This window comes from Bacillus sp. FSL H8-0492 (assembly GCF_038006145.1).
Classification (GTDB): domain Bacteria; phylum Bacillota; class Bacilli; order Bacillales; family Bacillaceae_G; genus Bacillus_A; species Bacillus_A mycoides.
In genome coordinates this window covers 1,326,273-1,352,977 of sequence record NZ_JBBOUP010000001.1, presented here as the reverse complement: position 1 = coordinate 1,352,977, position 26,705 = coordinate 1,326,273, and the positions used below count along the sequence as shown (strand labels likewise).

The window sequence follows — 26,705 nt, the reverse complement described above, 5'->3', positions numbered from 1 at the left end:
ATCACATTATAGCACTTCATATTTTATTTTTCAAAATATTTTTACATTTTAATAATCTTTTTTTCTGCTACTTCCTTTGCTTTTTGAATCGTACGATATATAGAATATCCACTTACTTCTTGAAATTCTTTATCAATTTTTTTCTCCGCTGCCTTCGATGGCACAATCTCTTTAAAACGACGATATAATTCCATCAAATCTTCTCTCAAAACTCCTTTTTCGTATACCTTTTCAATCGCTTCATAAAACTTTACAACTGCTACCATTTCTTCATTTGACCAATTGTAATCAAGTGGATATTGATATTCCATTTTTGCACCTCATTCAGTATTCTTTCTTTTTCCATTATGCTACCTTTAAGACAACCTTTTATTCTTCACTATAGCCACTCTGCATTATACACCATTTATCCATTTCAATGGAATTGTCTTCCTCTTTGCAGTATTTAAAATATAACTATTAAACATACTCACCTTGAAAATGCGATTTTTCTATACATCTATAATTATTGGTGATATAATGCTTTTGTTTTATAGAGAATAAAGTGAGACTACCATCCCCAAAAAGGCTTTTGCGAATGGCAGAAAAACAAGTCAAGTTCTAAAAGTTTGTCATCTTAATTTCCTTTTAGAATGAGATGAAATCATATAAAACAAACTCTAATAAATATTACGAAGAAGAAGGGGTGTATAGATTGTCCCAATACGAAACACCATTGTTTACCGATTTAGTTGAGCACAGTAAGCGAAATCCAGTTCAATTCCATATTCCTGGTCATAAAAAAGGACAGGGCATGGATCCTACATTTCGCGAATTTATTGGGCATAATGCATTAGCAATTGATTTAATTAATATTGCGCCGCTCGATGATTTACATCATCCAAAAGGTATGATTAAAGAAGCACAGGATTTAGCAGCCGCTGCTTTCGGTGCAGATCATACGTTCTTTTCTATTCAAGGTACAAGTGGTGCAATTATGACAATGGTGATGAGCGTGTGCGGTCCTGGGGATAAAATCCTCGTGCCACGGAATGTGCATAAATCAGTAATGTCAGCTATTATTTTCTCAGGTGCAAAACCAATTTTCATGCATCCTGAGATTGATCCGAAGCTCGGTATTTCACATGGGATCACAATTCAATCTGTCAAAAAGGCTCTTGAAGAGCACTCAGATGCGAAAGGCTTACTTGTTATAAATCCAACATATTTTGGGTTTGCTGCAGATTTAGAGCAGATTGTAGAATTAGCTCATTCTTACGATATTCCTGTACTTGTTGATGAGGCTCACGGTGTTCATATCCATTTTCATGATGAACTACCAATATCAGCTATGCAAGCAGGTGCAGATATGGCAGCAACAAGTGTTCACAAATTAGGTGGGTCTTTAACCCAAAGCTCTATTCTTAATGTAAAAGAAGGTCTTGTGAACGTAAAGCATGTCCAATCCATTATTAGCATGCTTACGACTACATCAACTTCTTACATTTTGTTAGCATCCCTTGATGTTGCTAGAAAACGTCTTGCTACAGAAGGAACAGCTCTCATAGAACAAACAATACAATTAGCTGAGCATGTTCGTGATGCTATAAATGTTATTGAGCATCTTTATTGTCCTGGAAAAGAAATGCTAGGAACAGATGCTACTTTTAACTATGATCCTACAAAGATAATTGTATCTGTAAAAGATTTAGGTATTACAGGCCATCAGGCTGAAGTATGGCTTAGAGAACATTACAACATTGAAGTAGAACTCTCTGATTTATATAACATACTTTGTCTTATCACATTTGGAGATACAGAAAGTGAAACAGATACACTTATTACAGCATTACAAGATTTAGCAGCAACATATAGAAATAGAGCAGACAAAGGTGTTCAAGTACAAGTAGAAATACCTGAAATACCTGTGCTAGCACTTTCTCCTAGAGATGCTTTTTATTCAGAAACAGAAGTCATTCCATTTGAAAACGCAGCAGGTCGTATTATAGCTGATTTTGTTATGGTTTATCCGCCAGGGATTCCAATCTTTACTCCGGGGGAAATTATTACACAAGATAACTTAGAGTATATTCTTAAAAATTTAGAAGCTGGGTTACCTGTACAAGGTCCTGAAGATATGACATTACAAACATTACGTGTTATTAAAGAGTACAAGCCTATCAGTTGATAGGCTTTTCTTTCACCTTTTTTCTCTTTTTTTCATACGATACTAAAGAATTTGACATTCCCACCCTAATGGGGCAAGCTGACTAACATCAGTGGAATTCTTGCTACCTAAGGCGAAGTCCATTTCTGGTATCGCTGACGTGCAAGATTGCGGTGTGCCATCACCACTCTCACAACAGACCGTATAGGTTCGTGAGCTACGGTACTTATACCATACCGTACAGATTCGTGTTCAGGTGTTTTAGCGTCTTGTTCTTGACGACACATATCATTTTACCGATAGCTTGAATTCGGCTATCGAACTCCCTATGCTATCTTTTTTCAAAGAACACATTGGCGTTTTAAAGACTTGTACTTGTCTGTAGTTAAAGTCTACCAAAATATAAAGTGAAACTTTAATCAGTGGGGTTTTGTTCATCCCCACTGATTATTAGCCTTCACCAATCGGGCGTTTACGGGTAGCAGGGCTCCAGCCGAATTTTGAGGTGGAATTCTTACTGCCCGCAAATAGCGGGATAAATGTTTTTCTATGAAAAAGCGATACTTTCATCCTATGTCTAAAGTCCAATATAGGCTTTCCCGTATCGCGAAATCTGTAACGTATAGGTGGGGATACCATTATGATTGTGATAGGCCGTTCTATTGTACACCCTTATATCACAAATGAATATGAGCCATTTGCAGCTGAAAAACAACAGATTTTATCCATAATGGCGGGAAATCAAGAAGTTTATTCCTTCCGAACAGCCGATGAACTCAGCTTTGATCTTAATTTACGAGTTAATATTATTACTTCCGCGCTAGAACTTTTTCAAAGTGGATTTCAGTTTCGTACGTTTCAACAATCTTTTTGCAATCCTCAGTTTTGGGAAAGAACATCACTTGGCGGATTTCAACTACTCCCAAACATAGCCCCTTCCATTGCCATCCAAGATATTTTTAAAAACGGAAAACTATATGGAACTGAATGTGCCACCGCAATGATTATCATTTTTTACAAAGCATTACTATCATTATATGAGGAAAAAACTTTCAACCGTCTATTCGCAAACCTCTTACTTTATACATGGGACTACGATCGCGACTTAAAGCTCATAACAAAAACGAGTGGCGATATCGTTCCAGGTGACCTCGTTTACTTTAAAAATCCACAAGTTAATCCAGCTACGATTGAGTGGCAAGGAGAAAATACAATCTATCTAGGAAACTTCTTTTTTTACGGACATGGCGTAGGCGTAAAAACGAAAGAGGAAATTATTTATTCATTAAATGAACGAAGGATTCCTTATGCTTTTATTTCAGCTTATTTAACCGATTTTATTACTCGTATTGATAGCCGTATGATGAGTCAATATGCCCCTCCTAACACGCCACAAACATCAATAGGATTTATTCCTATTAGAGATGATGCAATTGTTGCAACAGTCGGGCATACAACTACAATCTATTAAAAAAACGCCTACATGTGTAGGCGTTTTTTCTTAATTATTAAGCTTTTGTATGTTCTGTATGGTCACATTCGCAATGAGATCCACATTTCCCATAAAGTACTGTTGATTTTTCATCTTCAAAATGTGCGATTGTTCCTTCACAAACTTGGCATACGATTGTTCCCATTTTCATTTCCCCCTGAGTTTAAAGAATAATCTACTTATATATGATTAAGCTTTCGCATTTTCTCTACTAGCACAGTCACAATTGGAACCACATTTCCCATAAAGTACTGTCGTTTTCTCATCTTCAAAATGTCCGATTGTTCCTTCACAAACTTGGCATACGATTGTTCCCATTTTTCATTTCCCCCTAAGTTTATGGTCCTAAAAACTTTTAGCTGTCAATTTCCTATCAATTATTGGGCTTTTGTATGTTCTGTGTGATCACATCCGCAAGATCCACATTTCCCGTAAAGTACCGTTACTTTCTCATCCTCGAAGTGTGCAATTGTACCTTCACAATCTTGACATACGATTGTTCCCATTTTTCATTTCCCCCTAAGTTTATAATCCCAAAAACTTTTGTAACCGCTTAACTTTCTGTCTTTATTTTAATATGTTATACTTTTTACGTCAATAGGTTTTTAGTATAACACATTAAATATTTTAAAATTAAATTAGTATGCGATATTAACACAAAAAAACAGCCATATCTCATACGTACGACTGTTTCTTGTTAATTATTCTTCATACTCCGCATGCAAAGAAGTAGACGGAACAAGAAATTTAAAAAACTGAGCTAACTCCTCCGCCTCCTCTTCCGATCCTAACTTAAAAGTTTCCTGTATATATGGAACATTTTCTACATCATCTCTCCCAAGCAAAGTAGATCTCCCTGTTTGCATACAAACAATAAGTGGCTTTCCAAAAAACATATTTGTATAAATAACTCCAAAATCATAACGTGTATCATGCGTCATAAATCCTAAAAATCGTACCTTCACACTTTCATGCTCATCATACAATTTTTCAAACATGAGTTTCCACCTTTCTAAATAACACTTCCTACTCATTAATATATTAAACAAAAAAAGTAATACTCCTTTTAATTGTCAAAAAATTCAGTAGGATGTAGAATGATATTATTCTACTAAGCTAAGGAGGAATTTGTATGCAACACGCCTTTATCACACTTGTACCTAAATCCAATCAACAATCTGTTTCAATAGAAGATGTTAAACACCTTTTTCATAACTATAAAACCGTTACTTCCAAGACTGGTGATCAAATTAATTATGCTTATACAAATACAGCTTTTCCTTATGAAATATTAGATACATCAGCAACAACATTAAAACTCCAATCGAGTCACGATCGATATGATTCTATTTATGTTGGGATTGGAATAGAAAAGGAACAATCTTTTATTCAGGTTTCTTTGCCTACTACAGCAACATTTGGTGATAAAGGAAAAGCAAATGAATTTAGCCGTTTTCTAGCGAAGAAATTAGAAGGAGAGTTACAACTATTTAATGGAAGAACAATGTATTTCTATAAACGTTAATTTAAAAAATAGAGAATATGATTAAAAAAAGTATGCAATTTGAACACGTAAGGAATAATGCCTGCTTTCTTACGTGTAATACAAAACATGCAATCACATATGCCAAATAAAGAAATACGAAAAAGAGAATTACTTTATAATGAAACTTATCACCATTCGATAATGTTAATACAATGGAAAAACCACTCCATAATAGAAAATGATAAAATATAACATGTAATATTCTCATGGAACCTTCTCCTTTGACATGCTCTATTTTATTAATATATGGGATTAAGTTTGAATCAATTACATATTATATAACGGCATATATGCTAACGGTTCATTTAAAGTATTATATATTCATTCGACAAGTACATATAAAGACCTTGCAAGTCATTTTATGAAAATAAAAATACCCCATCTCTTTAAATAAGAGATGGGGTATTTACATTACTTAAATTATTTTACAATGTGAATTGGCATTCCAAGAGCAACTTCAGCTGCTTCCATTGTGATTTCACCTAATGTTGGGTGAGCATGGATTGTTTGAGCGATATCTTCAGCTGTCATTCCAGCTTCGATAGCTAAACCAATCTCAGAGATAATATCAGAAGCACCTGCACCTGCAACTTGTGCACCTACAAGAAGACCATCTTCTTTACGCGTTACAAGTTGTAAGAAACCGTCAGTGCTGTTTAATGATAACGCACGACCGTTTGCAGCGAATGGGAACTTAGATACAGCTACTGTCATTCCTGCTTCTTCAGCTTGTTTCTTAGTGTAACCAACAGATGCTAATTCTGGATCAGTGAAGCATACTGCAGGAATTCCGATGTAATCGATTGCTGATGCATGACCACTAATTACTTCAACAGCTACTTTACCTTCGTAAGAAGCTTTGTGAGCTAATGGTGGTCCAGGAACGATATCACCGATTGCATAGATGTTTGAAATATTTGTACGGCATTGCTCATCAATTTCGATAATGCCACGGTCAGTCATTTTAATTCCAACTTGCTCAAGACCGATTTCTTGAGTGTTTGGACGACGACCTACAGTTACTAATACGTAATCTGCTTCTACAGTTTGGATTTCACCGTTAACTTCAAAGCTAACTTTTACGCCAGTTTCTGTTTCTTCAACGCCTTTAGCCATAGCTTTTGTATGGATATTTACGTTACCTTTTTTCTGTAGAGCACGTTTAACAACAGAGCTCATAGCTTTTTCGAAACCAGCTAAGATTTCGTCGCCAGCTTCTACTACAGTAACTTCTGTACCGAAGTTAGCATATGCAGTACCTAATTCCATACCGATGTAACCGCCGCCGATTACAACAAGTTTTTTAGGAATTTCAGGTAAACTTAAAGCGCCTGTAGAGTTGATAACACGTTTAGAGTATTTGAATCCTGGAATTTCGATTGGTGTAGAACCAGTTGCAAGAACAGCATTTTTAAACGTATAAGTTTGTGCTGCATCTTCAGTCATTACGCGTAATGTGTTAGCATCTACGAAGTAAGCTTCACCGCGAATGATTTCAACTTTGTTACCTTTAAGAAGGCCTTCAACACCGCCAGTTAATTTCTTAACTACGCCGTTTTTCCATTCTTGAACTTTTGTAAAGTCAACTTTTACGTTCTCTGCAGTGATACCCATGTCATCAGAATGCATTGCATTCTCATAACGATGACCTGCATTGATTAACGCTTTTGAAGGAATACATCCAACGTTTAAGCATACGCCACCAAGGTTAGATTTTTCAATAATCGCTACCTTTTGACCTAATTGTGCTGCACGAATTGCCGCAACGTATCCACCAGGACCTGCACCAACAACGACTGTATCTAATTCAATTGGGAAATCTCCTACTACCATTGTTATTACGCCTCCATTACTAATAATTGTGGGTCATTCAATAGACGTTTAATTTGGTTTAATGCTTTTTGAGCAGTTGCGCCGTCAATTAAACGATGGTCAAAGCTTAGAGATAATGCTAATACTGGAGCTGCAACGATTTCACCGTTTTTCACAACTGGTTTCTCAGCGATACGGCCGATACCAAGGATTGCTACTTCTGGGTGATTGATAACTGGAGTGAACCATTGTCCACCTGCAGAACCAATGTTTGTAATTGTGCAAGAAGCACCTTTCATTTCAGTTGGAGCTAAACGACCATCACGTGCTTTACCAGCAAGTTCATTGATCTCGTTAGAAATAGTAAAGATAGATTTACGATCTGTATCTTTAACAACTGGTACTAATAGACCTTTGTCTGTATCAGCTGCGATACCGATGTTGAAGTAATGTTTATGAACGATTTCTTGAGAAGCATCGTCTAAAGCAGTATTCAACATTGGGAATTCACGTAATGCAGATGTTAAAGCTTTTACAACGTATGGAAGGTAAGTTAATTTAATACCTTTGTCAGCTGCAACAGCTTTGAACTTCTTACGGTGAGCAACAAGTTCTGTTACATCTACTTCATCCATTAATGTTACGTGAGGAGCTGTATGCTTAGAGTTAACCATTGCTTTCGCAATCGCTTTACGGATACCACTCATTTTCTCACGAGTTTCTGGATATTCACCAGCTGGGATTGGTTGTGCTTTTGGTGCTTCTTCTTTCGCTGCTGCTGCTGGAGTAGCTTCTACTGCTGCTGGAGCCTCAGTTGCTGCTACAGTTTGTCCACCATTTGCAAATGCATCGATGTCAGTTTTCACAACACGGCCGTTCTTACCAGAACCAGCTACTTTATGAATATCTACACCTTTTTCACGAGCATATTTACGAACAGATGGCATAGCGATTACACGCTCATTTACTACTTCTGCAGTTGCTGCTGGAGTAGTTTCCGCTGCTGGAGCTTCTACTGCTGCTTCTTCAGCTTTTGGAGCTTCATCATGATCGTCACCTTTAAATTTAAGGTTTTCGTATCCAGGAGCATCAAATTTAATTAATGTATCTCCTACAATTGCAACTGTTCCTTCTTCTACAAGTACTTCAAGTACTTTACCTTTAACAGGAGAAGGGATTTCTACTACTGCTTTATCATTTTGTACTTCAAGAAGTACATCATCTTCATTTACTTCATCGCCTGGTTTAATAAACCATTTTACGATTTCACCTTCGTGGATACCTTCACCGATATCTGGTAGTTTAAATTCAAATGCCACGGAATTCAGCCCCCTGATTCATTTCATTATTATGGAATATGTACAAAAGAAACCAGCATGTGCTGATTTCTTTTGCACATGAAAAACTAAAAATTAGAAGTTCATTACTTTGTTAACAGCTTCAACAATATCTTTATGGTTTGGTAACCATACGCTCTCAGCTTGAGAGAATGGGAATACTGTATCAGCAGCTGCAACACGTACAACTGGAGCTTCTAAGTTTAAGATTGCACGGTCGTTAATTTCCGCTACAACGTTAGCTGCAATACCAGCTTGTTTTTGAGCTTCTTGAACTACAACTACGCGGCCTGTTTTTTCAACAGAAGCGATGATTGTTTCGATATCTAATGGTTGAACTGTACGTAAGTCAACAACCTCTAAAGAGATACCTTCTTTTTCAAGTTCTTCAGCAGCTTTTAATGCAGCATGAACCATAGCACCATAAGCGATAACAGATACATCTGTACCTTCACGTTTGATGTCAGCTTTGCCTAAATCAATTGTGTAATCACCTTCTGGTACATCTTGACGGAATGAACGGTACAATTTCATATGCTCTAAGTAGATAACTGGATCGTTGTCACGAATCGCAGAGATTAAAAGACCTTTTGCATCGTATGGAGTAGATGGAATAACAACTTTTAGACCAGGTTGTTGTGCCACTAATCCTTCTAAGCTATCAGCATGTAGTTCAGGAGTATGAACACCACCACCGAATGGAGAACGAATTGTTACTGGAGCAGTCCAACGTCCACCAGAACGGTAACGCATACGAGCTAATTGACCAGAAACTGAATCCATTACTTCAAAAATGAAACCGAAGAATTGGATTTCTGGAACTGGACGGAATCCTTCAAGTGCAAGTCCAACTGCAAGTCCACCAATACCAGACTCTGCAAGTGGAGTATCCATTACACGATCTTCACCGAATTCAGCTTGTAAACCTTCAGTAGCACGGAATACTCCGCCGTTTACACCAACGTCTTCACCAAACACAAGTACGTTAGGATCATTTTTCATTTCAACGCGTAAAGCATCAGTGATTGCTTGAATCATTGTCATTTGAGCCATGGCTTACTTCGACTCCTTTTCTTTGTAAATTTCATATTGTTCAGCTAAGTTGTAAGGCATTTTTTCGTACATGATTTCCATTAAATCAGTAACTTTTTGTTTTGGAGCTTGGTCAGCCTTAGCAATTGCTTGTTTGATATCTTCTTTTGCTTCTTCGATAACTTTCTCTTCAACTTCTTGAGACCATAGGCCTTTGTTTTCTAAGAATGCACGGAATCGTACGATTGGATCTTTTTGTTCCCATTCGTTTTCGATATCTTTTGTACGGTAACGAGTTGGGTCATCACCAGCCATTGTATGTGGACCATAACGGAATGTTAAAGTCTCGATTAAAGTAGGACCTTCGCCATTTACTGCGCGCTCACGAGCGAAAGCAGTTGCTGCGTATACAGCTAATGGATCCATACCGTCTACTTGAATTCCGTAAATACCTGCTGCTACTGCTTTTTGTGCTACAGTTTTAGCTGCAGATTGCTTTTCTACTGGAGTAGAGATTGCATAACGGTTGTTTTGTACAACGAAGATTGCTGGAGCTTTGAATGCACCCGCAAAGTTCATACCTTCGTAGAAGTCACCTTGTGAAGCACCACCGTCACCAGTGTAAGTAATTGCAACAGATTTTTTACCACGTAATTTCATACCTAACGCAACACCAGCAGTTTGGATGATTTGCGCACCGATAATGATTTGTGGAGCAAGTGCATTTACATTCTCAGGCATTTGGTTACCCATGAAATGTCCACGAGAGAATAAGAATGCTTGGTATAATGGTAGGCCGTGCCACACTAATTGTGGAACGTCACGATATCCTGGTAAGATGAAATCTTCTGCTTCAAGTGCGAAATGACTTGCTAATTGAGAAGCCTCTTGTCCAGCAGTTGGTGCGTAGAAACCTAAACGTCCTTGACGGTTTAAAGAAATAGAACGTTGATCTAGTACGCGAGTATACACCATACGGCGCATTAATTCTTTTAATTGATCATCAGATAATTCAGGCATAGCTGCTTCATTCACAACTTCGCCTTTTTCATTTAAAATTTGTAATGTTTCAAATTGAGCTGCGATAGCTTTCATTTGCTCATCAACATTAAATAGGGTCTTTTTTGTTTTAGTACCCATTCCGTTCACCTCTTCCTCTCTTGAACCATATTCTGAAACGCTTTCACTATCTATTAGCTAGACTGAAAGCGCAACAATGTAAACCAACAAATTTGTTTGTCGGTTGAGAATAATTTTGTGTACCTAACAATCTGTACTAATGTTTTTTCAAAAACATATTAATACAATCTTGATCACGTTTTTTAGTTTACAACTATTCTAATTACGATGTCAATTACTTTGAATACGTTTTTTTATAAATAATATGCCGGTTTCCTCTACACAAACGTGTTTTTATTTTTCACATCTGTATTAGTAAGCAATAACCTGCTGTTATATTATTCCCTTTTTAACTTATTTTTTCTCTTAGAATAATATGTAAACGATTTAATTCTCCTTAGTTTTTCTCTCTTCTCAAGAAAATTATACAAACACTTCTTCCTTTTATAGGTAAATACCTATACATTTCTGATCATTCCTCCATACATTATAGTAACCGCAGTATTAGCGGGAAATGATAAAGGAGGTCATCTCATGTACGGATACTCATATTGCTATCCAACAACTTGTTCATATCCTTCCTACGGTTATGGCGGTTCTTGTGGCGGATCTGGAAGCGGCTTCGCCTTAATCGTTGTGTTGTTTATCCTTTTAATTATCGTTGGTGCTGCTTGCATTCGCTAATTAATGTAAAATGAAACAACTATGGAAAGAAACAGACGGCTTTGCCGTCTTTTCTTTTTATTACATAACTTATCTGTAGAAAATTTGTTTCCAAGTAGCTCTTCCTTACTTGCCGATGACTTTTTTTATCTCCTTTGGTAGACTAAAGGAGAAAGGAGAGATTACATATGCTTACAATGAATGAGGTAATTCGTGAAGGAAATCCTATTTTGCGCGACGTCGCAGAAGAGGTCTCCTTACCTGCTAGCGAGGAAGATACAAATACTCTTAAAGAAATGATTGAATTTGTAATAAATAGCCAGGACCCTGAAATGGCTGAAAAATATAATTTACGCCCCGGAATCGGATTAGCGGCTCCGCAAATCGGTATTTCAAAGAAAATGATTGCGGTTCATGTAACTGATACGAACGATACGTTATATAGCTACGCATTATTTAACCCAAAAATCATTAGTCATTCTGTTGAACGTACATATTTACAAAATGGTGAAGGCTGTCTATCTGTAGACCGTGAAGTACCTGGTTATGTCCCTCGTTACACGAGAATTACAGTAAAGGCAACAACGATTAACGGTGAAGACGTAAAACTGCGATTAAAAGGTTTACCAGCAATTGTATTCCAACATGAAATCGACCATTTAAACGGTGTTATGTTCTATGACCATATTAATAAAGACAATCCATTTGTGGCTCCCGATGATTCAAAACCTCTCGAGCGATAATAATAAAAAGGCGGAAGTTAACCTTCCGCCTTTTTATTATATGAAATGGGTTCCACACTTACTTATAACAAGCCAGCCCACTTTAATCCGTGATAAATACCGTCTTCATTAACATCTTTTGTCACATAATTAGCAAGTTTTTTCAAATCCTCATGACCATTCCCCATCACAATGCCCGTTCCTACTGCTTCAATCATTTCTAAATCATTTAATCCGTCCCCAAATGCATATACTTGTTCACGATTAAATCCTATTTTCTCAATAAACTTCTCAATCCCTTTTGCCTTAGAACCACCATTAGGGATAATATCCATTGAATATGCATGCCAGCGTATAAAATGAAAATCTGGATAATGATGAATAAACTTTTCTTCTTCGTTTACTTCACAAAAAAGTAGCGTTTGATAAATATCGCGTTTCTCATAAAAATCAGGTTCATATGCCGGATGATCGAATTGTAAGCTTCCAAAACCTTCTTTTACATAATCATGATATTCCACTGACGCTCTCATTTCTTGATGGTCAAGATATACAAGTGGATATCCTTCTTGTTTTGCAAACTGAGTAAACTTATGTAGAGCATCAGGATGTAATGGATTATTAAATAATACCTCATCCTCAAATACAACATACTGCCCGTTAAAACTAACATAATTATGTATATTGAGTTCCTCACGAATATCTTCAAACATAAATGGCGCACGCCCTGTCGCAATCGCTACATGCACACCTTTTTCTTGTAAATCTCTTACTGCATCTCTTGTAGATTGCGGAATTTTTTTATCATGATCTAATAATGTTCCATCAATATCAAAAAAGACAATTTTATCATTCATTTGTCAAAATCCTTTCTGGCACTCTATATTCCTATTTTGATTATCACTTTTCAAATTTCAAAAAAAAGTATAACATATTAAACATCTGTGAAGAAAGCGTTCACTTTCTGACCTTATTTATGAAATGTGCATATACTATTAGTGAAAAAATGTGGATACTTGTTCGGATGAATTTTCTTTTCTATTCTTCCTCATACTATATCTATAACTAACGGCTACTAATCGTTACTACAAGATAACTTACACTATACTAAAAAGAACAAGATTCACTATTCACTTCTAATCTTCTTTCTTGTATAGGAGACAGAGTTATCATTAGTAATATGCATGTTTTAAATAAGGAAAGGAAGGAGTAATCATGCTGAAGAAGCTGAAGAAAAAGCTCAAGCGTTATTTAAACGATTTAGTCCGTAAGAAGACAATCGCTTAAATTGTGCCCATTTCGGGCTTTTTCTTCATTCTCATTCGAAAAAACATGAAAATCGTGACTGTTTGCTTTATAATAAGTAACAGATAATGCAAAACATAGACAAGGAGAGGTTTTCCAAATGATTTTTAAAGTATTTTATCAAGAAAAATTAACTGAGGTCCCAGTACGTGAAAATACAAAAGTTTTATATTTAGAGGCTACGTCTCAAAAGGATGTTCGTAAAAAATTAAATAAGTTCGCATATAATATCGAGTTCGTTCAGTCTGTTACTGGTGCTCATCTTGAATATGAAAAACAAAACGCTGATTTAATATTAGCGGAGATCGTATAGTCATATGAAATTCCTAAAAAATGATCAAGCTGCCGTTTTTGCCCTCGGTGGTCTTGGTGAAATCGGTAAAAATACATATGCTGTTCAATTTCAAGATGAAATTATTATAATTGATGCTGGAATTAAATTTCCAGAAGACGAACTCCTCGGGATCGATTATGTAATACCAGATTATACTTATTTTGTGCGAAACGAAGATAAAATTAAAGGATTATTCATTACACATGGTCACGAAGATCATATCGGTGGAATTCCTTATCTATTACGTCAAGTAAACATTCCAATTTACGGCGGAAAATTAGCAATTGCCCTAATAAAAAACAAATTAGAAGAGCACGGATTACTTCGTAAAGCAAAACTTTATGAAATTCAAGAAGATGATGTTATTAAATTTAAAAAGACATCTGTTTCCTTCTTCCGTACAACTCACAGTATTCCGGATTCATACGGAGTTGTTGTGAAAACACCTCAAGGACAAGTCGTTCATACAGGTGATTTCAAATTTGATTTCACACCAGTAGGTGAGCCAGCAGATTTAACAAAAATGGCCGAAATCGGAAAAGACGGTGTACTTTGTCTCTTATCTGATAGTACAAACAGTGAAGTGCCAAACTTTACGATGTCTGAGCGCCGCGTTGGTGATAGTATTCAAGATATATTCCGCAAAGTAGACGGTCGTATTATATTCGCAACCTTTGCATCGAATATCCATCGCTTACAACAAGTTGTTGAGGCTGCTGTTGAAAACAATCGTAAAGTAGCTGTATTCGGTCGAAGTATGGAAGCGGCTATTGAAATCGGACAAAACCTTGGTTATATCCGGTGTCCAAAGGATACATTCATAGACACAGCTCAGCTAAACCGCCTACCAGCTAATAAAGTTGTTATGTTATGTACAGGTAGTCAAGGGGAGCCGATGGCAGCACTTTCACGTATTGCCAATGGTACACATCGTCAAATTCAAATTATCCCTGGCGATACAGTTGTTTTCTCTTCTTCACCAATCCCAGGCAATACAATTAGTGTAAGTCGTACAATTAACATGTTGTACCGCGCTGGTGCTGATGTAATCCATGGTAAACTCTCAAATATTCATACGAGTGGACACGGTGGACAAGAAGAACAAAAGTTAATGCTACGTCTTATTAAGCCGAAATATTTCATGCCAATTCATGGTGAATATCGTATGCAACGTATGCATATGAAATTAGCGAATGATTGTGGTATTCCAGAAGAAAATTGTTTCATTATGGATAATGGAGATGTTCTTGCTTTACGTTCTGATGAAGCAAGCGTAGCTGGGAAAATCCCATCTGGCTCTGTCTATATCGATGGAAATGGTATTGGAGATATCGGTAATATCGTATTACGTGATCGTCGCATTCTTTCTGAAGAAGGACTTGTTATTGTAGTTGTAAGCATTGATATGAAAGAATTTAAAGTTGCAGCAGGACCTGATATCATCTCGCGTGGTTTCGTTTATATGCGTGAAAGCAGCGATTTAATCAACGATGCTCAAACATTAATTACAACACATTTAGAAAAAGTAATGGAGCGAAAAACAACACAATGGTCTGAAATTAAAAATGAGATTACAGACACATTAGCACCATTCCTATACGAAAAAACGAAACGTCGTCCAATGATTTTACCAATCATTATGGAAATATAAGAAAAAGGACAATGCCTCCTCGGCATTGTCCTTTTCTCTTATCTTAAAAAATGCTTAAAACGATCTACTTCATCGTCATGACCAATTACAATTAATATATCTCCCGCCTGAACGTTTTCTGTAGCTCGAGGAGATACGATAACTTCTTTTCCACGTTTAATTGCTACAATGTTCAAACCAAACTTCGCACGAATATCTAATTCAATTAAAGAGTGCCCATCAATTTTTTTATTTGCGATAATCTCTACAATACTATGCTCATCTGAAAGCTCTAGGTAATCTAACACATTACTTGATGCGATATTATTAGCAATCCTTTTTCCCATATCTCGTTCTGGATGCACAATATGATCTGCCCCTATTTTACTTAACACTTTTTCATGATAGTCATTTTGAGCTTTTACAGTAATATTTTTCACACCTAATTCTTTCAAAATTAACGTTGTTAAAATACTTGAATTCAAATTATCTCCAATAGCAACGACTACATGATCAAAATTACGAATACCAAGACTTTTTAATACCATCTCATCTGTTGAATCTGCAATTACAGCATGCGAAGCTATATTTGCAAACTCATTAATTTTATCCTCATCTGAGTCAATTGCCATTACTTCCATACCTAATTGAGCTAATTCACGGCAAATACTTCCACCAAAACGTCCAAGCCCAATAACAGCAAATTCTTTCTCTTTTTCGCCCACAGGAATTCCTCCAATAACATCAAATACTATGTACTTTTATTGTAACATACTTTAAATTCGCTACAAAAACCTGTATATACTTCTTATTTTTGTTTTTGCATATAAAAATACTGTTGTAAATAAAACGCGATACCGAAAATTAACATACCAAATACAAATATATTTCCAAATGAACTAAATGTTTCAAAAACGAACAATAGCGTTTCTTGTCCGAAAAAAGCAAATAAAAGTTGTGTAAATGCGAATAACAGTGCCAATATGTAATGATGTTGATGGAATAAATAATGTGTTGCGCCTAAAAAAGCTATAAGCGAAACAATGAAGATCCACCAAGTTTCTAAAAACAATTGCCAATTAGTAAATTGATATCCATTTACTAATATCGCAATAATTCCTATAACTGCCATCGTCGGCACACTCCATAATAATGCACGCCCTCTAAAGAAGTGCGCACCTTTTGCATCTCCTTTTTCATTTGCGATGTATGTTAGCACGACAGTACTTATATACAAAACAGAGAGGATTGTTAAAACAATGATAAGCCAAAAATGTAATTGATAATATTCATGTTCTATATTCGTCACAATTGCAGCTAACATACATGGAATAAACATCCCTGTCCAACCATCTATTTTTCTTTCGTTCCAAAACACCGTATTACCAATCCGAATTCCTAATAGCATAAAAATAATGATACCTAGTACAAATAACGTAGTCTTATTCCCTACTAAACTCGTCGAGAAAGCAATTAATCCAATAAATAAAAAAAGAACAAATCCATTCATAATTTCTAGTACAGGTGACAAATATCTTTTCACCCATTTGTATGTTTCTTCATATTCACTATTATTTGCTAAACGATAGGCGTAAAAACTTATCCCAAAATAAACCGCCGCAATAATAACATATGCATATAAGACGAAACATAAAATCGCACTGCTAATTTGCACGTAATTCCCCACCCTTTTTTCTATGTATCACATTGATTTTACACACTTTCCATACTAAAAGTAAACATATATAGGGTAGTTAAATAATTATCTTCCCTATTAGCAATAATTAATAATGAGCAGTGGCTAAAAACCCCCTGCTCATTATTAAGACGTCAAATTTAACTTTACTCATTTGTATGAAGATGTCTAACACTAACGAATACGAAAGATGTTTTCGTCTCTGAACTAAGAAGTCCCCACTCTAAACTATTGCACAATTAGCGAGTAAGTTCACTTTCTATTTCCCTTCCACTTCACATATTGATTTAAAAATACAATTGCTTTCTCAATAACCTCTTCGTCTGGTTTTAATTTCGCATGATGTAAACCATATTCTGAATTTACTCCAAGCCAAAACATAAATCCAGGTATCTCTCGAAGCATATAACCAAAGTCTTCACCTGTCATTGCCTCCGCACACGTAATTACGTCCATAGTCGTTTGTTCACGTGTAAATTGCATAAACTCTCTCGTTAGCTCCTCATGGTTATACACTTGATGATACATCGCTCCGTAGTCAATAGAAGCTTCACATTGAAAAGAAGCTTCTATTCCCGCAACAATTGCCTCAATTCGGCTTTTAACACGTTTCATTGATTCCACTGATAGCGTTCGAATTGTTCCTTCTAAACGAGATTTTTCTGCGATAATGTTTTGAACTGTACCACCTGTAATTTTCCCAATTGTAATTACCGCACTGTCAAGAGGGTTCACATTACGACTAATAACTGATTGAAGTTGTGTAACGAGATGACTCGCTGCAACAATCATATCATTTGCTGTATGCGGATATGCAGCATGTCCACCTTTTCCTTTTAAATCAACGTATAGCTCTGATGTATTCGCAAATAATAAACCTTCTTTTGTCGCGATTGTTCCCACAGAGTATTCAGGCGCAATATGAAGTCCAAGAATCATATTAGGCTTCCATTCTTTTAACTCATCGCTTTCTAACATAGGAAGTGCACCACCTGGACCTTCTTCAGCTGGTTGGAATATAAACACAAGATCATCATCTATTCTTTCGCTTACAGCCGCTGTTAGAAGTCCTAAACCGATTGTTGCATGCAAATCATGTCCACATGCATGCATCATTCCTTCATGGACAGAAGAGAATTCATATCCAGTTTCCTCTGTAATTGGTAGACCGTCTATATCTGCACGATAACCTATTATTTTTTCTGGATTTTTTCCATTTACTTTAACAATTACACCTGTTTTCCATGTTTTCACTTCCAAATATTCATTAGGAAGCGTTCCTATATAATCTAAAATATACTGTTGTGTTTTCCACTCTTTAAATCCAATCTCCGGAATTTTATGTAAATCTCTACGAACTTGGACAAATTTGCTTACTGTCATTTTTGCACCTCTATCTATAAAAAGCGTAAGAGCACATTCATGCTCTTACGCTTTTTATTTTTTATTTCTCTGGGTTTAATTGACGAAGCTCTTGTTTAATTTCAGTTTTTGCTTTTGTCTTCTCATCAATTTCTTTAATTACACGTGCCGGAGTTCCCGCAACAACTGTATATGGAGGCACATCTTCTGTTACAACAGCTCCTGCTGCTACAACTGCACCTTTACCTACTGTAACGCCTTCTAGAACAACTACATTTGCACCAATTACAACATCATCTTCAACGATAACTGGTTTTGCAGAAGGTGGCTCAATAACACCGGCAAGTACAGCACCTGCACCTACGTGACAGTTCTTACCAACTGTTGCACGTCCACCAAGCACTGCGTTCATGTCGATCATAGTACCTTCACCAATTACAGCACCGATGTTAATTGTTGCATTCATCATGATAACAGCGTTGTCACCAATTTCTACATGGTCACGAATAATCGCGCCTGGCTCAATACGAGCTTTAATACCTTTTAAATCAAGCATTGGAATTGCAGAATTACGACGGTCATTCTCAACTACATAGTCAACAATGTGCTTGTTATTTTCATCAAGAATTGTCTTAATTTCAGACCATTCTCCGAATAATACACCAGATTTTTTATTTACAAATGCTTGTACTGTTTCAGGGAATGTTACCTCTTTTAAATCCCCTTTTATGTATACCTTTACAGGAGTTTTCTTTTCACTGTTTTGAATAAACGAAATAATTTCGTTAGCGTCCATCATTTTCATTCTTGTTGCCTCCTAAATCCATTTATAATGTTACTCTACCAAACGATAGAGCGAGTAGCAAGACAATAATCTTATTTTTCCATTTGAATTTCTTCTATAATTTCTAAAAATGCTTGTACTTGCTTCAACTGCCTTGCCGAGTCACTCGTCAATAACCATGTTTCTCTCGTTAATTGAACAGGTGTTTTATACATATTTTCCTGCACTTCTTTTAAAACAGTCGAAGGTAAAAGAGCATAACCTATTCCATTTAAAACAAGCTGTTTGCACGTTTCAATTTGGTCAACTACAATCGTTCGCTTAGGTGGATTTGAAAATAATCCATACCACCAATTTTGTATTTGTCCATAGTAGGTCGAATCACTTTTAAATTGAATAAATGGTCTATTTGTCTCTTTTAACATCGAAATATCTTTTATTTCTTTATCAACTAAATATAATTCATCTTCAAATAATTGTTGTTTCTGCCCTTTGTATTCTTGTGATCCTCTCAGTATAGCAACATGAACGTCTCCTTCATAAAATTGCTTTTGCACTTCACTACTCCAGCCAGTAAACAGAGATATCTTCACAGAAGGATACTTATGCACAAATTTTTTCAAAACAGGTGGAAGCCAATATTGCCCAATGACTGATGCAACAGCTATTTTTAACGTACCGTATGTTTCGGTTCTAAAAAGAGCCAGTTCACTTTTAATACCCTCTTCCCGTTGTAACATTTCTTTTGCATAATTTGCAACTTTTTCCCCTTCAGGTGTAATTGTTAATCCTTTTTGTGAACGAATAAAAAATTTCATTCCCCATTGTTTCTCCATAGATTGTAATCGTTGACTAAGCGCAGGTTGGGAAACAAATAAACGTTCCGCCGCTTTTCTCATATTTGATTCCTGAGCTAACACAACCATCATTTGAAAATCATCAATTTGCAACTTTCTCCCTCTTTCCTTAGCTTCCATACACCTAATTTTAATAAGTATTTCATACTTAATTTAATTGCATACTTTTATACATTAGAACGGTTTGTTAGTTCAAACTTTTCTTATGCTTTATGTCTTTTTAAATATAATACATACACAACTGATATGCACGAAAAAAAGTGACTTCGCCTTTTCTGTGAAGTCACTTTCCCTACGTTATCGATTATGCTGTCTCACTTTTTTATTCAACAATTTTAAAATAGCCCGCCGTGTTAAAATACCCTCGAAGTAACCTTCTTCATTGACAGCGCAAATAAAAGGATGATCAATTGTCATTTCTAAAGCTTTTGCAAAAGAATCTTCTAACATAAGAACTGGAATCTCTTCCTTCATCACTTGTTCCACTTTCATATTCTCAAGTCTTTCAAACTCAATGCGCTCTAATCCTAAAATACCATCTAAAATCATAGCAGTACTAATTAACCCATGTAATTTATACATAGGGTCTAAAACAGGAATCGCCGAATATCCAGATTTCACAAGAACGAGTAAAGCATGTTCTAGACCATTCCCTATTTGTACATGTGCTACTTTATCTGATGAAATCATTAAATCCTTCACAAGAATTTGTTGAAACTCGTCTTTCGGAATACTAATCATGTTACATCCCCCATTTTCCCTTTTTCCTGCTAATATTCTCCGGTCCTATTCACATTTTATGATAGCGTTTTCATATTATTATTTTGTCCTGACATTCTTCTAATAAAAATACATAACTATTTTAGCATATAACATAAAAAAAAGACTACCATTCCGGTAGTGCTTAATACCCTTTATTTTTTAATCGGTAAAACAATCTTGTGATTTTTTTATATTGCGTCACATCTATCTGTTTTAAACCATTCTCAATGTCTGTAAGCTCCACCGCTAAAATTTCGCTCGCGTAATTTTGCTGAAACAGAATATCCAACAATAAATTTTCTTCTTCTCTTGTTAAAACAAATTCCTTTTCCATATGCTCCTCTCCTTGCACTCGCATCATCACTCTCATTATATAAATTTTTCAGTCTATTTAACAGATGTAATATTCAGTTTTTGTTAGAAATACTTAACGACTGCGAATATATAGACATCATTTCACATTATTTTGTATATCTGTTTGCGTAACTAAATGCCGCATAAGCATCTGGTTTAATTTTTGCTGTTAATCCCATTGCTTGAATTTTCATCGTCATATCTAAAATAAATTCTTTTGTTAAACCATCATTCCCGATATCTAAATGAATCTCCATTATGAATCCTGCTCCATCTTGAGCGTATGGGTGCAATAAATCCCATATCGCTTGTATATGATTGGGAGTAAATAGATAGGCGATTTCTTGACTAAACTGTGTTTCTAAATATATTTTCTCTCGCAACGTTGCTGGCTTATTTTTCACTGATTTATGATGCAAACATCCCCATGCTCCTTTTCCAACACGATGAATATGTATCGCTGTAATAAACCTCGTATCCTTTTGATGCGCTTGTGAGTCTGTCCCAATAGATAATCGATATAAATTTCGCGGATCCTTTTCAATGAAACTACAAATACGGTTAAATACCATATCAAAATTCAAATGTCTCTCTGAAACATTATAAAATGTATGCTCACCGTCCACATAGTCACGTCCTTTCAATTAGACAGACTTTTCGTATTCTCATTGTATGGGACAAAAACAAAAATTATAACTTACTACCCTTTATTCGTTTCAATATTTCGAATTACATAATTACAAAACCTACATGTATATATTACATTTTGATTAGATTGGGCGGTTAATACGTGATTAATTTCAGCATGACTGTGACAATTAGGACAAATAACAATCGGTAAGCGTTCCATCCTTTGCACCTCCTATTAATATTTACTATCATTGTAGGAAAAATGAAAAATTCCTATACATATACATTTATAAAAACTCTTTTATTTAATCGCGACTTAAATTGAAACTTCTACTACCTATATAGCCCATTAATTAATATAACTAAAAAAGGTACCGCCATTTGGCAGTACCTTTTTTATATGTATCAAGAAATGATATCGTAAATCTCAATTGCAACCATATCGATGTTATCGAATTGATACACTTGAGGTTTTTCACCTTGTTGATACACTTCTAACTCATACATTTCACTTTTATCGAAAAATTTCACGCTACATTTGCGCTCACCGTTCACTTCAAAATAGCGTTGTGCTACTTCACCGCTTTCAGCTTGTTCTTGTAGACTAACAAGTCGAGTTAAAATTCCTTGGAGTAGAGACATGAAATCTCTCCTTTCTCTGATCTTCCTACCAATAGGTTTTACAGCTATACTCATTCTATCCGTCATAACAGAAAAAACGTTCCACAATCTAGGATAAAGGTTCTTGGCAAGAAACTCAACTAAAATTTGTCGAAATAAGAAGTAAAAAGATGAAAGAGCATCTTTTTACTTCTTTATTGCGCTTTTTATACTGGCAGAATATAATAAACAACAGAAAAAGGGAGGAATTACAATGAAAAAAATTGAGGTTTATACACAACCTGATTGTCCGCCTTGTACCATTGTAAAAGAATTTTTAAAACATAATAACGTTGTATATGAAGAATTTGACATAAAAAAAGACGCTGCTGCACGCAATCGTCTTTTATATGACTATGAATCCTATTCAACTCCAACAGTTGTAATTGACGAAGAAGTTGTGGCAGGTTTTCAAATTGAAAAATTACAACAGCTACTCGGTATAGAATAGGAATAGGCGACACCTATTCCTATTCTCATAATTGTTGTAACCTTTTTATTTCAGTCAACAGTTCCTGACTTTCATGATACCCTGCTAATTTCCATTTTCCATTATCCTTTTGCAATGTCACAATTTGATATTGTCCACTCTTTGTCCGCTCATAGACATATAAATTTTTATGTTCTTCATCATAAGACATTTTTGTTTCTGAATTAAAAGAAAATGGAGCTTCTTTTGCTGGAAGTAAATATTCACCACTTTGTTTTTCATTTCTACTGTTTTCATCTGTAAAAACTTGAAGGAAATTATTTGTAAAATATGGTGATAACGTCTCTATCATCTTATTCGTAGGTATTTGCTTCCCGCGGATTGAAAATTGCGTCTCATAACCTTTTTGTATCGTTGTAAACACTTCTTTCCGATCCACTTTCACTTCTTCTTTTCCTAAAACAGTTGTGACACTATAGCCAACTAGAAAGGCAACACATATAAATAGAACAAACCATATTCCATATTTCTTCATTTTTTCACCTTCCTTTTAAAAGAGCTTGTCTTTGTAGTATTCATTGTAACAATGATTATGCAAAGAAAGGGATGATTTCGTTCGTAAAATCTTTACAACGATAGACAGCATTTTCATCATCATTTTCACTATTACCAATTTATGATAAAAACAAACAAAAAAATACACGAATTTCTTCGTGCATTAAAATAAAACATCTTCTTCATATAAATATTCGTACGATAAATCTATAAATAAAAAGTTTTCATCATCAATCGGGAATGAAAATGTTCGTACCATTTCACCAGTTTCGATATCAGCATATAAATCTGAAAGTCTTGCCTTATTCTCAAAACGCATTTTCATTATATTTTCTAGAAAATACGGGCGCCAGCTCCAGTTCTTCATATAATACTCTGGCATAATGATCCATCCACCATCTTTTTTCATAATATTACCCGATTGTTGAAAACCATCTTCATTACAAATAAATATCCGAAAACTATATTGTGATATGCTTTGGCTAAATTGTAATAACCAATCATTTATATCTTCATTCTTTTTTTGTTTTGACAGAACATCACCAATTCGATCACGTAACATCTCTGTTAAATTATAAATTTTTTGCAACTTCTTCTTCTCATGCAGAATAAATTGATGACATTCATTACCAAGTCGCTCTTTTAAAACATTCGTTTCAATAAAATCAGGTAAACATTCTTTCAAATAATTACCTTGATAATATCTACCACCGTTTTTCCAAGCATATTGTAGTTGATAAAAAGCATCAATTTCTTCATATAACAATGTCGCACCAATTCTTCTAGCAAGTAAAGATAAGGAATATAAAATATCTTGATAAGATTGTAAAAGTGCAGTTTGCCTTAAATTTGTTAAATCTACTTTTAAAATATCCGGTGCTAACACGCTAATACGCTCTAAATTACTTGTACCCGTTCCGACTTTATTAATCGAAATTTGAATACCATATGTACGATAATACATGAGTAAATGATTAAATTGTTCTATATCTTCTTTACATTCATGTTCTGTTATTTCCAGAACAATGCGTTGTAAGTTCAAACCTTGTTCTTCATACATCAGCAAAAGTTGAAGTAAACTTTCATCTTCATCATTCATTAATACATTAGCATTCCGATGTATAAATAATAATAATTTTTGATCCGTTTCTAAATACCTATTTAACGCTTTTTCTACGATGATGTTATCCGCTTCAAGTTGGAACTCACTCGGAATAGAATCATCATGGAAGAAAGATGCTAAACTTTGTATGCCCTCTTCTGTTTGAATACGTCCTACAACTTCATATCCAATTACTGTATGCTCATCAGCACTAAAAATAGCTTGATAATAAGGAAGGACTTTATCCAAGTTACTCATTACATCTAATGCATCTATCAACGTGCTTCCCTCCCTTTACTTTTCAAAAATTATAACACGATATTTACGGAAAAATAATAAAAAATCCCTTCAGTTTTCCTGAAGGGATTAGAGGGGTAAAATGCTAAGGGGAATTAGCAATTCTACTATGAAGAAAAAAGAGGTCTTAAATATAACCTATATATTCCCCTTTGTAAACACATTTCTCTCACGTGTCACAACTTCGTCACATTTCACCAAAGAAAAATTAATGAATCATTCATTTTTCTTTCCTTTTAAAATGGATATTGATGCAAATGCTGGCCACCATCCATTGTCATACAAGTTCCATTTATGTATGCAGCTTCATCTGAACATAAATAATAAGCTAGACCCGCAATTTCTTCTGGTGTACCCATTCTACCAAGTGGAACACTTTGCAATGTACGCTTAGCCATTTCTTCTGAAATCCATAATTTATCGGCACCACCTGTACGCTCAATTGGTCCTGGTGCGATAGCGTTAACTCGTATTCCATATTTACGTCCCCACTCAACAGCAAGAGTTTTTGTCATCGCTAGTACACCAGCTTTAGCTGCTGCCGAATGGATAACCCCTGGGCCTGCATCCCATGCATATGTTGCCACCATGTTAATAATATTTCCTTTTATACCTTTTTCAATCCAATATTTCCCAATAGCCTGACTGCAATAAAATGTACCATTTAATACAATATTAATTACCGAATTCCAGCCATTCACAGATAAGTCTTCTGCTGGACAAATAAAGTTTCCAGCTGCATTATTTATTAAAATATCAATTCGTCCAAACTTCTCATCAATATGTTCAATCATTTTTTGAATATCATCAGTATTTCGTACATCCATTTGTACAGATAATACTTGCCCTGGAAACTGTTCAATTTCTAACTTTGCTTCTTCTAGCTTTTCTTTTGTACGCCCTGTAATAACAACACGTGCCCCTTCTTTCGCAAAACGTATCGCCATCCCTTTTCCCATTCCACTTGATCCACCTGTTATAATAACTACCTTCTCTTTCACATACATCCCCTCCAAAAAATGAATACATATTCATTTTATCACTTTATTTGATAGAAATCTTTATGTTTTTCAATTTTTCTGATATTTTAACGTAAAGAGGTTTCTTTTCGTTCATTTTTTTCGTAATCTATACTACTTTTTTAGTATTTAAAATATATTTTTAAAAAACTGAAGGGAGGTTCGAGTAACCTGTATATGAAGAAAATTACAAGAAGAAATTTTTTAAAATCTGGAATACGCACTTGTCTATATTCATTTATAACCGCAAGCATCGGCTATTATTATGCTAAATATATAGAGCCCTATTTGCTTTCTTTTACGCAACACACACTTAAATCACCGCTCATACCAAAAGGTTTTCATGGTATGAAGATCCTTCAATTTAGCGATTTACATCTAGGATACTATTTCTCTCTCCAACATTTATCTCAAATCGTTTCCAAGATTAATGCTGAAAAGCCAGATATTGTCCTTTTTACTGGTGACCTCATTGATGATTACCAAACATATACCGAGGCTTCTTTTGTTGCATCCATTTTAAAGAATATACAGGCACCCTTCGGTAAATTTTCTATTTATGGTAACCACGACCATGGCGGATATGGAACTGAATACTATGATCACATCATGCGCGAATCTGGATTTGAACTTTTGCAAAATAGCGAAAAGCGAATTCGTTTACTGGATAATAGTGAAATTTCTATTTTCGGACTCGATGATATGCTACTGGGTAAACCAAAAATAGCGGAAACTTTACAACATGCAAAACAAAATATTTATACAATTGTTCTCGTTCACGAACCAGATATCGCGCCACAAATCGCTACATATCCAATCAATCTTCAACTTTCTGGTCATAGCCATGGCGGACAAGTACAAATTCCTTTTTTAGGTGCTATTATTACCCCGTCGCTTGCAAAAGAATATATTGAAGGTTTCTATAACATTCAAGGTTTGACTCTCTATGTCAATCGAGGTATTGGAAGAACACGTGTCCCATTCCGCTTTATGTCAAAACCTGAAATTACACTCTTCATCCTACAACATTCGTAACAATTCGCCTATTTCCTTACATAT

At 35.3% G+C, this 26,705-nt stretch carries 33 protein-coding genes; 9 read left to right on the top strand and 24 right to left on the bottom strand.

Annotation, left to right across the window (positions count from 1 at the left end; genetic code table 11):
* Nucleotides 1-41: 41 nt before the first annotated feature.
* Entirely contained in the window at nucleotides 42-311 is a 270-nt protein-coding gene (locus tag MHH66_RS07020; protein WP_078184366.1) for a UPF0223 family protein, read from the bottom strand.
* A 383-nt stretch (nucleotides 312-694) separates the two neighbouring features.
* Here MHH66_RS07020 and speA point away from each other — a divergent pair, with 383 nt between their 5' ends.
* Nucleotides 695-2,167: an arginine decarboxylase gene (speA, locus tag MHH66_RS07015; RefSeq protein ID WP_078184367.1), complete on the top strand. Its 1,473-nt coding sequence runs from the start codon at nucleotides 695-697 to the stop codon at nucleotides 2,165-2,167.
* A 619-nt stretch (nucleotides 2,168-2,786) separates the two neighbouring features.
* On the top strand, nucleotides 2,787-3,617 hold the full coding sequence (locus tag MHH66_RS07010; RefSeq protein WP_002066931.1) for a protein-glutamine gamma-glutamyltransferase: 831 nt from the start codon (nucleotides 2,787-2,789) through the stop codon (nucleotides 3,615-3,617).
* A 37-nt stretch (nucleotides 3,618-3,654) separates the two neighbouring features.
* Here the strand turns inward: MHH66_RS07010 and MHH66_RS07005 are convergent, their stop codons facing one another.
* The 4 genes from MHH66_RS07005 to MHH66_RS06990 form a co-directional block, all read right to left on the bottom strand.
* Nucleotides 3,655-3,783: a GapA-binding peptide SR1P gene (locus tag MHH66_RS07005; RefSeq protein ID WP_002142969.1), complete on the bottom strand. Its 129-nt coding sequence runs from the start codon at nucleotides 3,781-3,783 to the stop codon at nucleotides 3,655-3,657.
* A 44-nt stretch (nucleotides 3,784-3,827) separates the two neighbouring features.
* Nucleotides 3,828-3,956, bottom strand: coding sequence for a GapA-binding peptide SR1P (locus tag MHH66_RS07000; protein ID WP_002146000.1), 129 nt, complete (start codon nucleotides 3,954-3,956; stop codon nucleotides 3,828-3,830).
* Between the two features lie 59 nt (nucleotides 3,957-4,015).
* Nucleotides 4,016-4,144, bottom strand: a complete 129-nt coding sequence (locus MHH66_RS06995) for a GapA-binding peptide SR1P (RefSeq protein WP_000536778.1) — start codon at nucleotides 4,142-4,144, stop codon at nucleotides 4,016-4,018.
* A gap of 195 nt (nucleotides 4,145-4,339) precedes the next feature.
* Complete coding sequence (locus MHH66_RS06990) at nucleotides 4,340-4,636, bottom strand: DUF3055 domain-containing protein (RefSeq protein WP_000462037.1); 297 nt, start codon at nucleotides 4,634-4,636, stop codon at nucleotides 4,340-4,342.
* 134 nt (nucleotides 4,637-4,770) lie between these two features.
* Here MHH66_RS06990 and MHH66_RS06985 point away from each other — a divergent pair, with 134 nt between their 5' ends.
* Nucleotides 4,771-5,163 carry a DUF1885 family protein gene (locus tag MHH66_RS06985; RefSeq protein WP_002014853.1) on the top strand — a complete coding sequence of 131 codons (393 nt, stop codon included), beginning with the start codon at nucleotides 4,771-4,773 and terminating at the stop codon, nucleotides 5,161-5,163.
* Between the two features lies 1 nt (nucleotide 5,164).
* Here MHH66_RS06985 and MHH66_RS06980 read toward each other — a convergent pair whose 3' ends face one another.
* The 5 genes from MHH66_RS06980 to pdhA all read right to left on the bottom strand — a co-directional run bounded on the left by MHH66_RS06980 (nucleotide 5,165) and on the right by pdhA (nucleotide 10,505).
* Nucleotides 5,165-5,392, bottom strand: a complete 228-nt coding sequence (locus MHH66_RS06980) for a hypothetical protein (protein ID WP_002088334.1) — start codon at nucleotides 5,390-5,392, stop codon at nucleotides 5,165-5,167.
* A gap of 212 nt (nucleotides 5,393-5,604) precedes the next feature.
* Nucleotides 5,605-7,017 carry a dihydrolipoyl dehydrogenase gene (gene lpdA / locus MHH66_RS06975; RefSeq protein WP_002014851.1) on the bottom strand — a complete coding sequence of 471 codons (1,413 nt, stop codon included), beginning with the start codon at nucleotides 7,015-7,017 and terminating at the stop codon, nucleotides 5,605-5,607.
* A 5-nt stretch (nucleotides 7,018-7,022) separates the two neighbouring features.
* Nucleotides 7,023-8,315 (bottom strand): pyruvate dehydrogenase complex dihydrolipoyllysine-residue acetyltransferase, encoded by a 1,293-nt coding sequence (pdhC, locus tag MHH66_RS06970; RefSeq protein ID WP_002033838.1) that lies wholly within the window; start codon nucleotides 8,313-8,315, stop codon nucleotides 7,023-7,025.
* 93 nt (nucleotides 8,316-8,408) lie between these two features.
* A complete protein-coding gene (pdhB, locus tag MHH66_RS06965) occupies nucleotides 8,409-9,386 on the bottom strand; it encodes a pyruvate dehydrogenase complex E1 component subunit beta (protein WP_002033837.1) in 978 nt (325 codons plus the stop codon).
* Between the two features lie 3 nt (nucleotides 9,387-9,389).
* Complete coding sequence (gene pdhA / locus MHH66_RS06960) at nucleotides 9,390-10,505, bottom strand: pyruvate dehydrogenase E1 component subunit alpha (protein WP_000536893.1); 1,116 nt, start codon at nucleotides 10,503-10,505, stop codon at nucleotides 9,390-9,392.
* 513 nt (nucleotides 10,506-11,018) lie between these two features.
* On the opposite strand from pdhA, the gene MHH66_RS06955 reads away from it, so the two are divergent.
* On the top strand, nucleotides 11,019-11,168 hold the full coding sequence (locus MHH66_RS06955; protein ID WP_002014847.1) for a YjcZ family sporulation protein: 150 nt from the start codon (nucleotides 11,019-11,021) through the stop codon (nucleotides 11,166-11,168).
* Between the two features lie 167 nt (nucleotides 11,169-11,335).
* Nucleotides 11,336-11,890: a peptide deformylase gene (gene def, locus MHH66_RS06950; RefSeq protein ID WP_002014846.1), complete on the top strand. Its 555-nt coding sequence runs from the start codon at nucleotides 11,336-11,338 to the stop codon at nucleotides 11,888-11,890.
* 62 nt (nucleotides 11,891-11,952) lie between these two features.
* Here the strand turns inward: def and MHH66_RS06945 are convergent, their stop codons facing one another.
* Complete coding sequence (locus tag MHH66_RS06945) at nucleotides 11,953-12,726, bottom strand: Cof-type HAD-IIB family hydrolase (protein WP_002033835.1); 774 nt, start codon at nucleotides 12,724-12,726, stop codon at nucleotides 11,953-11,955.
* A gap of 548 nt (nucleotides 12,727-13,274) precedes the next feature.
* On the opposite strand from MHH66_RS06945, the gene MHH66_RS06940 reads away from it, so the two are divergent.
* Nucleotides 13,275-13,487 carry a DNA-dependent RNA polymerase subunit epsilon gene (locus tag MHH66_RS06940; RefSeq protein WP_000576436.1) on the top strand — a complete coding sequence of 71 codons (213 nt, stop codon included), beginning with the start codon at nucleotides 13,275-13,277 and terminating at the stop codon, nucleotides 13,485-13,487.
* 4 nt (nucleotides 13,488-13,491) lie between these two features.
* Entirely contained in the window at nucleotides 13,492-15,159 is a 1,668-nt protein-coding gene (rnjA, locus tag MHH66_RS06935) for a ribonuclease J1 (RefSeq protein ID WP_002033834.1), read from the top strand.
* 38 nt (nucleotides 15,160-15,197) lie between these two features.
* Here rnjA and MHH66_RS06930 read toward each other — a convergent pair whose 3' ends face one another.
* The 10 genes from MHH66_RS06930 to MHH66_RS06885 all read right to left on the bottom strand — a co-directional run bounded on the left by MHH66_RS06930 (nucleotide 15,198) and on the right by MHH66_RS06885 (nucleotide 22,225).
* Nucleotides 15,198-15,863, bottom strand: a complete 666-nt coding sequence (locus MHH66_RS06930; RefSeq protein ID WP_000504033.1) for a potassium channel family protein — start codon at nucleotides 15,861-15,863, stop codon at nucleotides 15,198-15,200.
* Nucleotides 15,864-15,946: 83 nt separating this feature from the next.
* On the bottom strand, nucleotides 15,947-16,813 hold the full coding sequence (locus MHH66_RS06925; protein WP_078184368.1) for a cytochrome C oxidase assembly protein: 867 nt from the start codon (nucleotides 16,811-16,813) through the stop codon (nucleotides 15,947-15,949).
* A 273-nt stretch (nucleotides 16,814-17,086) separates the two neighbouring features.
* Nucleotides 17,087-18,217, bottom strand: a complete 1,131-nt coding sequence (locus MHH66_RS06920) for an N-acetyldiaminopimelate deacetylase (RefSeq protein ID WP_078184369.1) — start codon at nucleotides 18,215-18,217, stop codon at nucleotides 17,087-17,089.
* A gap of 61 nt (nucleotides 18,218-18,278) precedes the next feature.
* Nucleotides 18,279-19,001, bottom strand: a complete 723-nt coding sequence (dapD, locus tag MHH66_RS06915; protein WP_002014841.1) for a 2,3,4,5-tetrahydropyridine-2,6-dicarboxylate N-acetyltransferase — start codon at nucleotides 18,999-19,001, stop codon at nucleotides 18,279-18,281.
* Between the two features lie 71 nt (nucleotides 19,002-19,072).
* Complete coding sequence (locus MHH66_RS06910) at nucleotides 19,073-19,957, bottom strand: LysR family transcriptional regulator (protein ID WP_002014840.1); 885 nt, start codon at nucleotides 19,955-19,957, stop codon at nucleotides 19,073-19,075.
* A 177-nt stretch (nucleotides 19,958-20,134) separates the two neighbouring features.
* Nucleotides 20,135-20,578, bottom strand: coding sequence for a cyclic-di-AMP-binding protein CbpB (cbpB, locus tag MHH66_RS06905; protein ID WP_002066926.1), 444 nt, complete (start codon nucleotides 20,576-20,578; stop codon nucleotides 20,135-20,137).
* A 163-nt stretch (nucleotides 20,579-20,741) separates the two neighbouring features.
* Complete coding sequence (gene abbA / locus MHH66_RS06900) at nucleotides 20,742-20,933, bottom strand: antirepressor AbbA (protein WP_033708000.1); 192 nt, start codon at nucleotides 20,931-20,933, stop codon at nucleotides 20,742-20,744.
* A 127-nt stretch (nucleotides 20,934-21,060) separates the two neighbouring features.
* The gene (locus MHH66_RS06895) at nucleotides 21,061-21,579 is read right to left on the bottom strand and encodes a ribonuclease H-like YkuK family protein (protein WP_002033829.1); all 519 of its coding nucleotides are present in this window, start codon (nucleotides 21,577-21,579) and stop codon (nucleotides 21,061-21,063) included.
* Between the two features lie 74 nt (nucleotides 21,580-21,653).
* Nucleotides 21,654-21,803 carry a hypothetical protein gene (locus tag MHH66_RS06890; RefSeq protein ID WP_002033828.1) on the bottom strand — a complete coding sequence of 50 codons (150 nt, stop codon included), beginning with the start codon at nucleotides 21,801-21,803 and terminating at the stop codon, nucleotides 21,654-21,656.
* Between the two features lie 185 nt (nucleotides 21,804-21,988).
* Nucleotides 21,989-22,225: a YkuJ family protein gene (locus tag MHH66_RS06885; RefSeq protein WP_000055151.1), complete on the bottom strand. Its 237-nt coding sequence runs from the start codon at nucleotides 22,223-22,225 to the stop codon at nucleotides 21,989-21,991.
* A gap of 232 nt (nucleotides 22,226-22,457) precedes the next feature.
* On the opposite strand from MHH66_RS06885, the gene MHH66_RS06880 reads away from it, so the two are divergent.
* Nucleotides 22,458-22,694, top strand: a complete 237-nt coding sequence (locus MHH66_RS06880; RefSeq protein ID WP_002014835.1) for a glutaredoxin domain-containing protein — start codon at nucleotides 22,458-22,460, stop codon at nucleotides 22,692-22,694.
* Between the two features lie 25 nt (nucleotides 22,695-22,719).
* On the opposite strand, the gene MHH66_RS06875 is transcribed toward MHH66_RS06880, so the two are convergent.
* The 3 genes from MHH66_RS06875 to fadH form a co-directional block, all read right to left on the bottom strand.
* Entirely contained in the window at nucleotides 22,720-23,208 is a 489-nt protein-coding gene (locus MHH66_RS06875) for a DUF3993 domain-containing protein (protein WP_002128890.1), read from the bottom strand.
* 183 nt (nucleotides 23,209-23,391) lie between these two features.
* The gene (locus tag MHH66_RS06870) at nucleotides 23,392-24,609 is read right to left on the bottom strand and encodes an EAL domain-containing protein (protein ID WP_002128891.1); all 1,218 of its coding nucleotides are present in this window, start codon (nucleotides 24,607-24,609) and stop codon (nucleotides 23,392-23,394) included.
* Between the two features lie 254 nt (nucleotides 24,610-24,863).
* Complete coding sequence (gene fadH / locus MHH66_RS06865) at nucleotides 24,864-25,628, bottom strand: 2,4-dienoyl-CoA reductase (RefSeq protein WP_002128892.1); 765 nt, start codon at nucleotides 25,626-25,628, stop codon at nucleotides 24,864-24,866.
* 195 nt (nucleotides 25,629-25,823) lie between these two features.
* Between fadH and MHH66_RS06860 the strand changes: the two genes are divergently transcribed.
* Complete coding sequence (locus MHH66_RS06860; protein ID WP_002014831.1) at nucleotides 25,824-26,681, top strand: metallophosphoesterase; 858 nt, start codon at nucleotides 25,824-25,826, stop codon at nucleotides 26,679-26,681.
* Nucleotides 26,682-26,705: the final 24 nt, after the last annotated feature.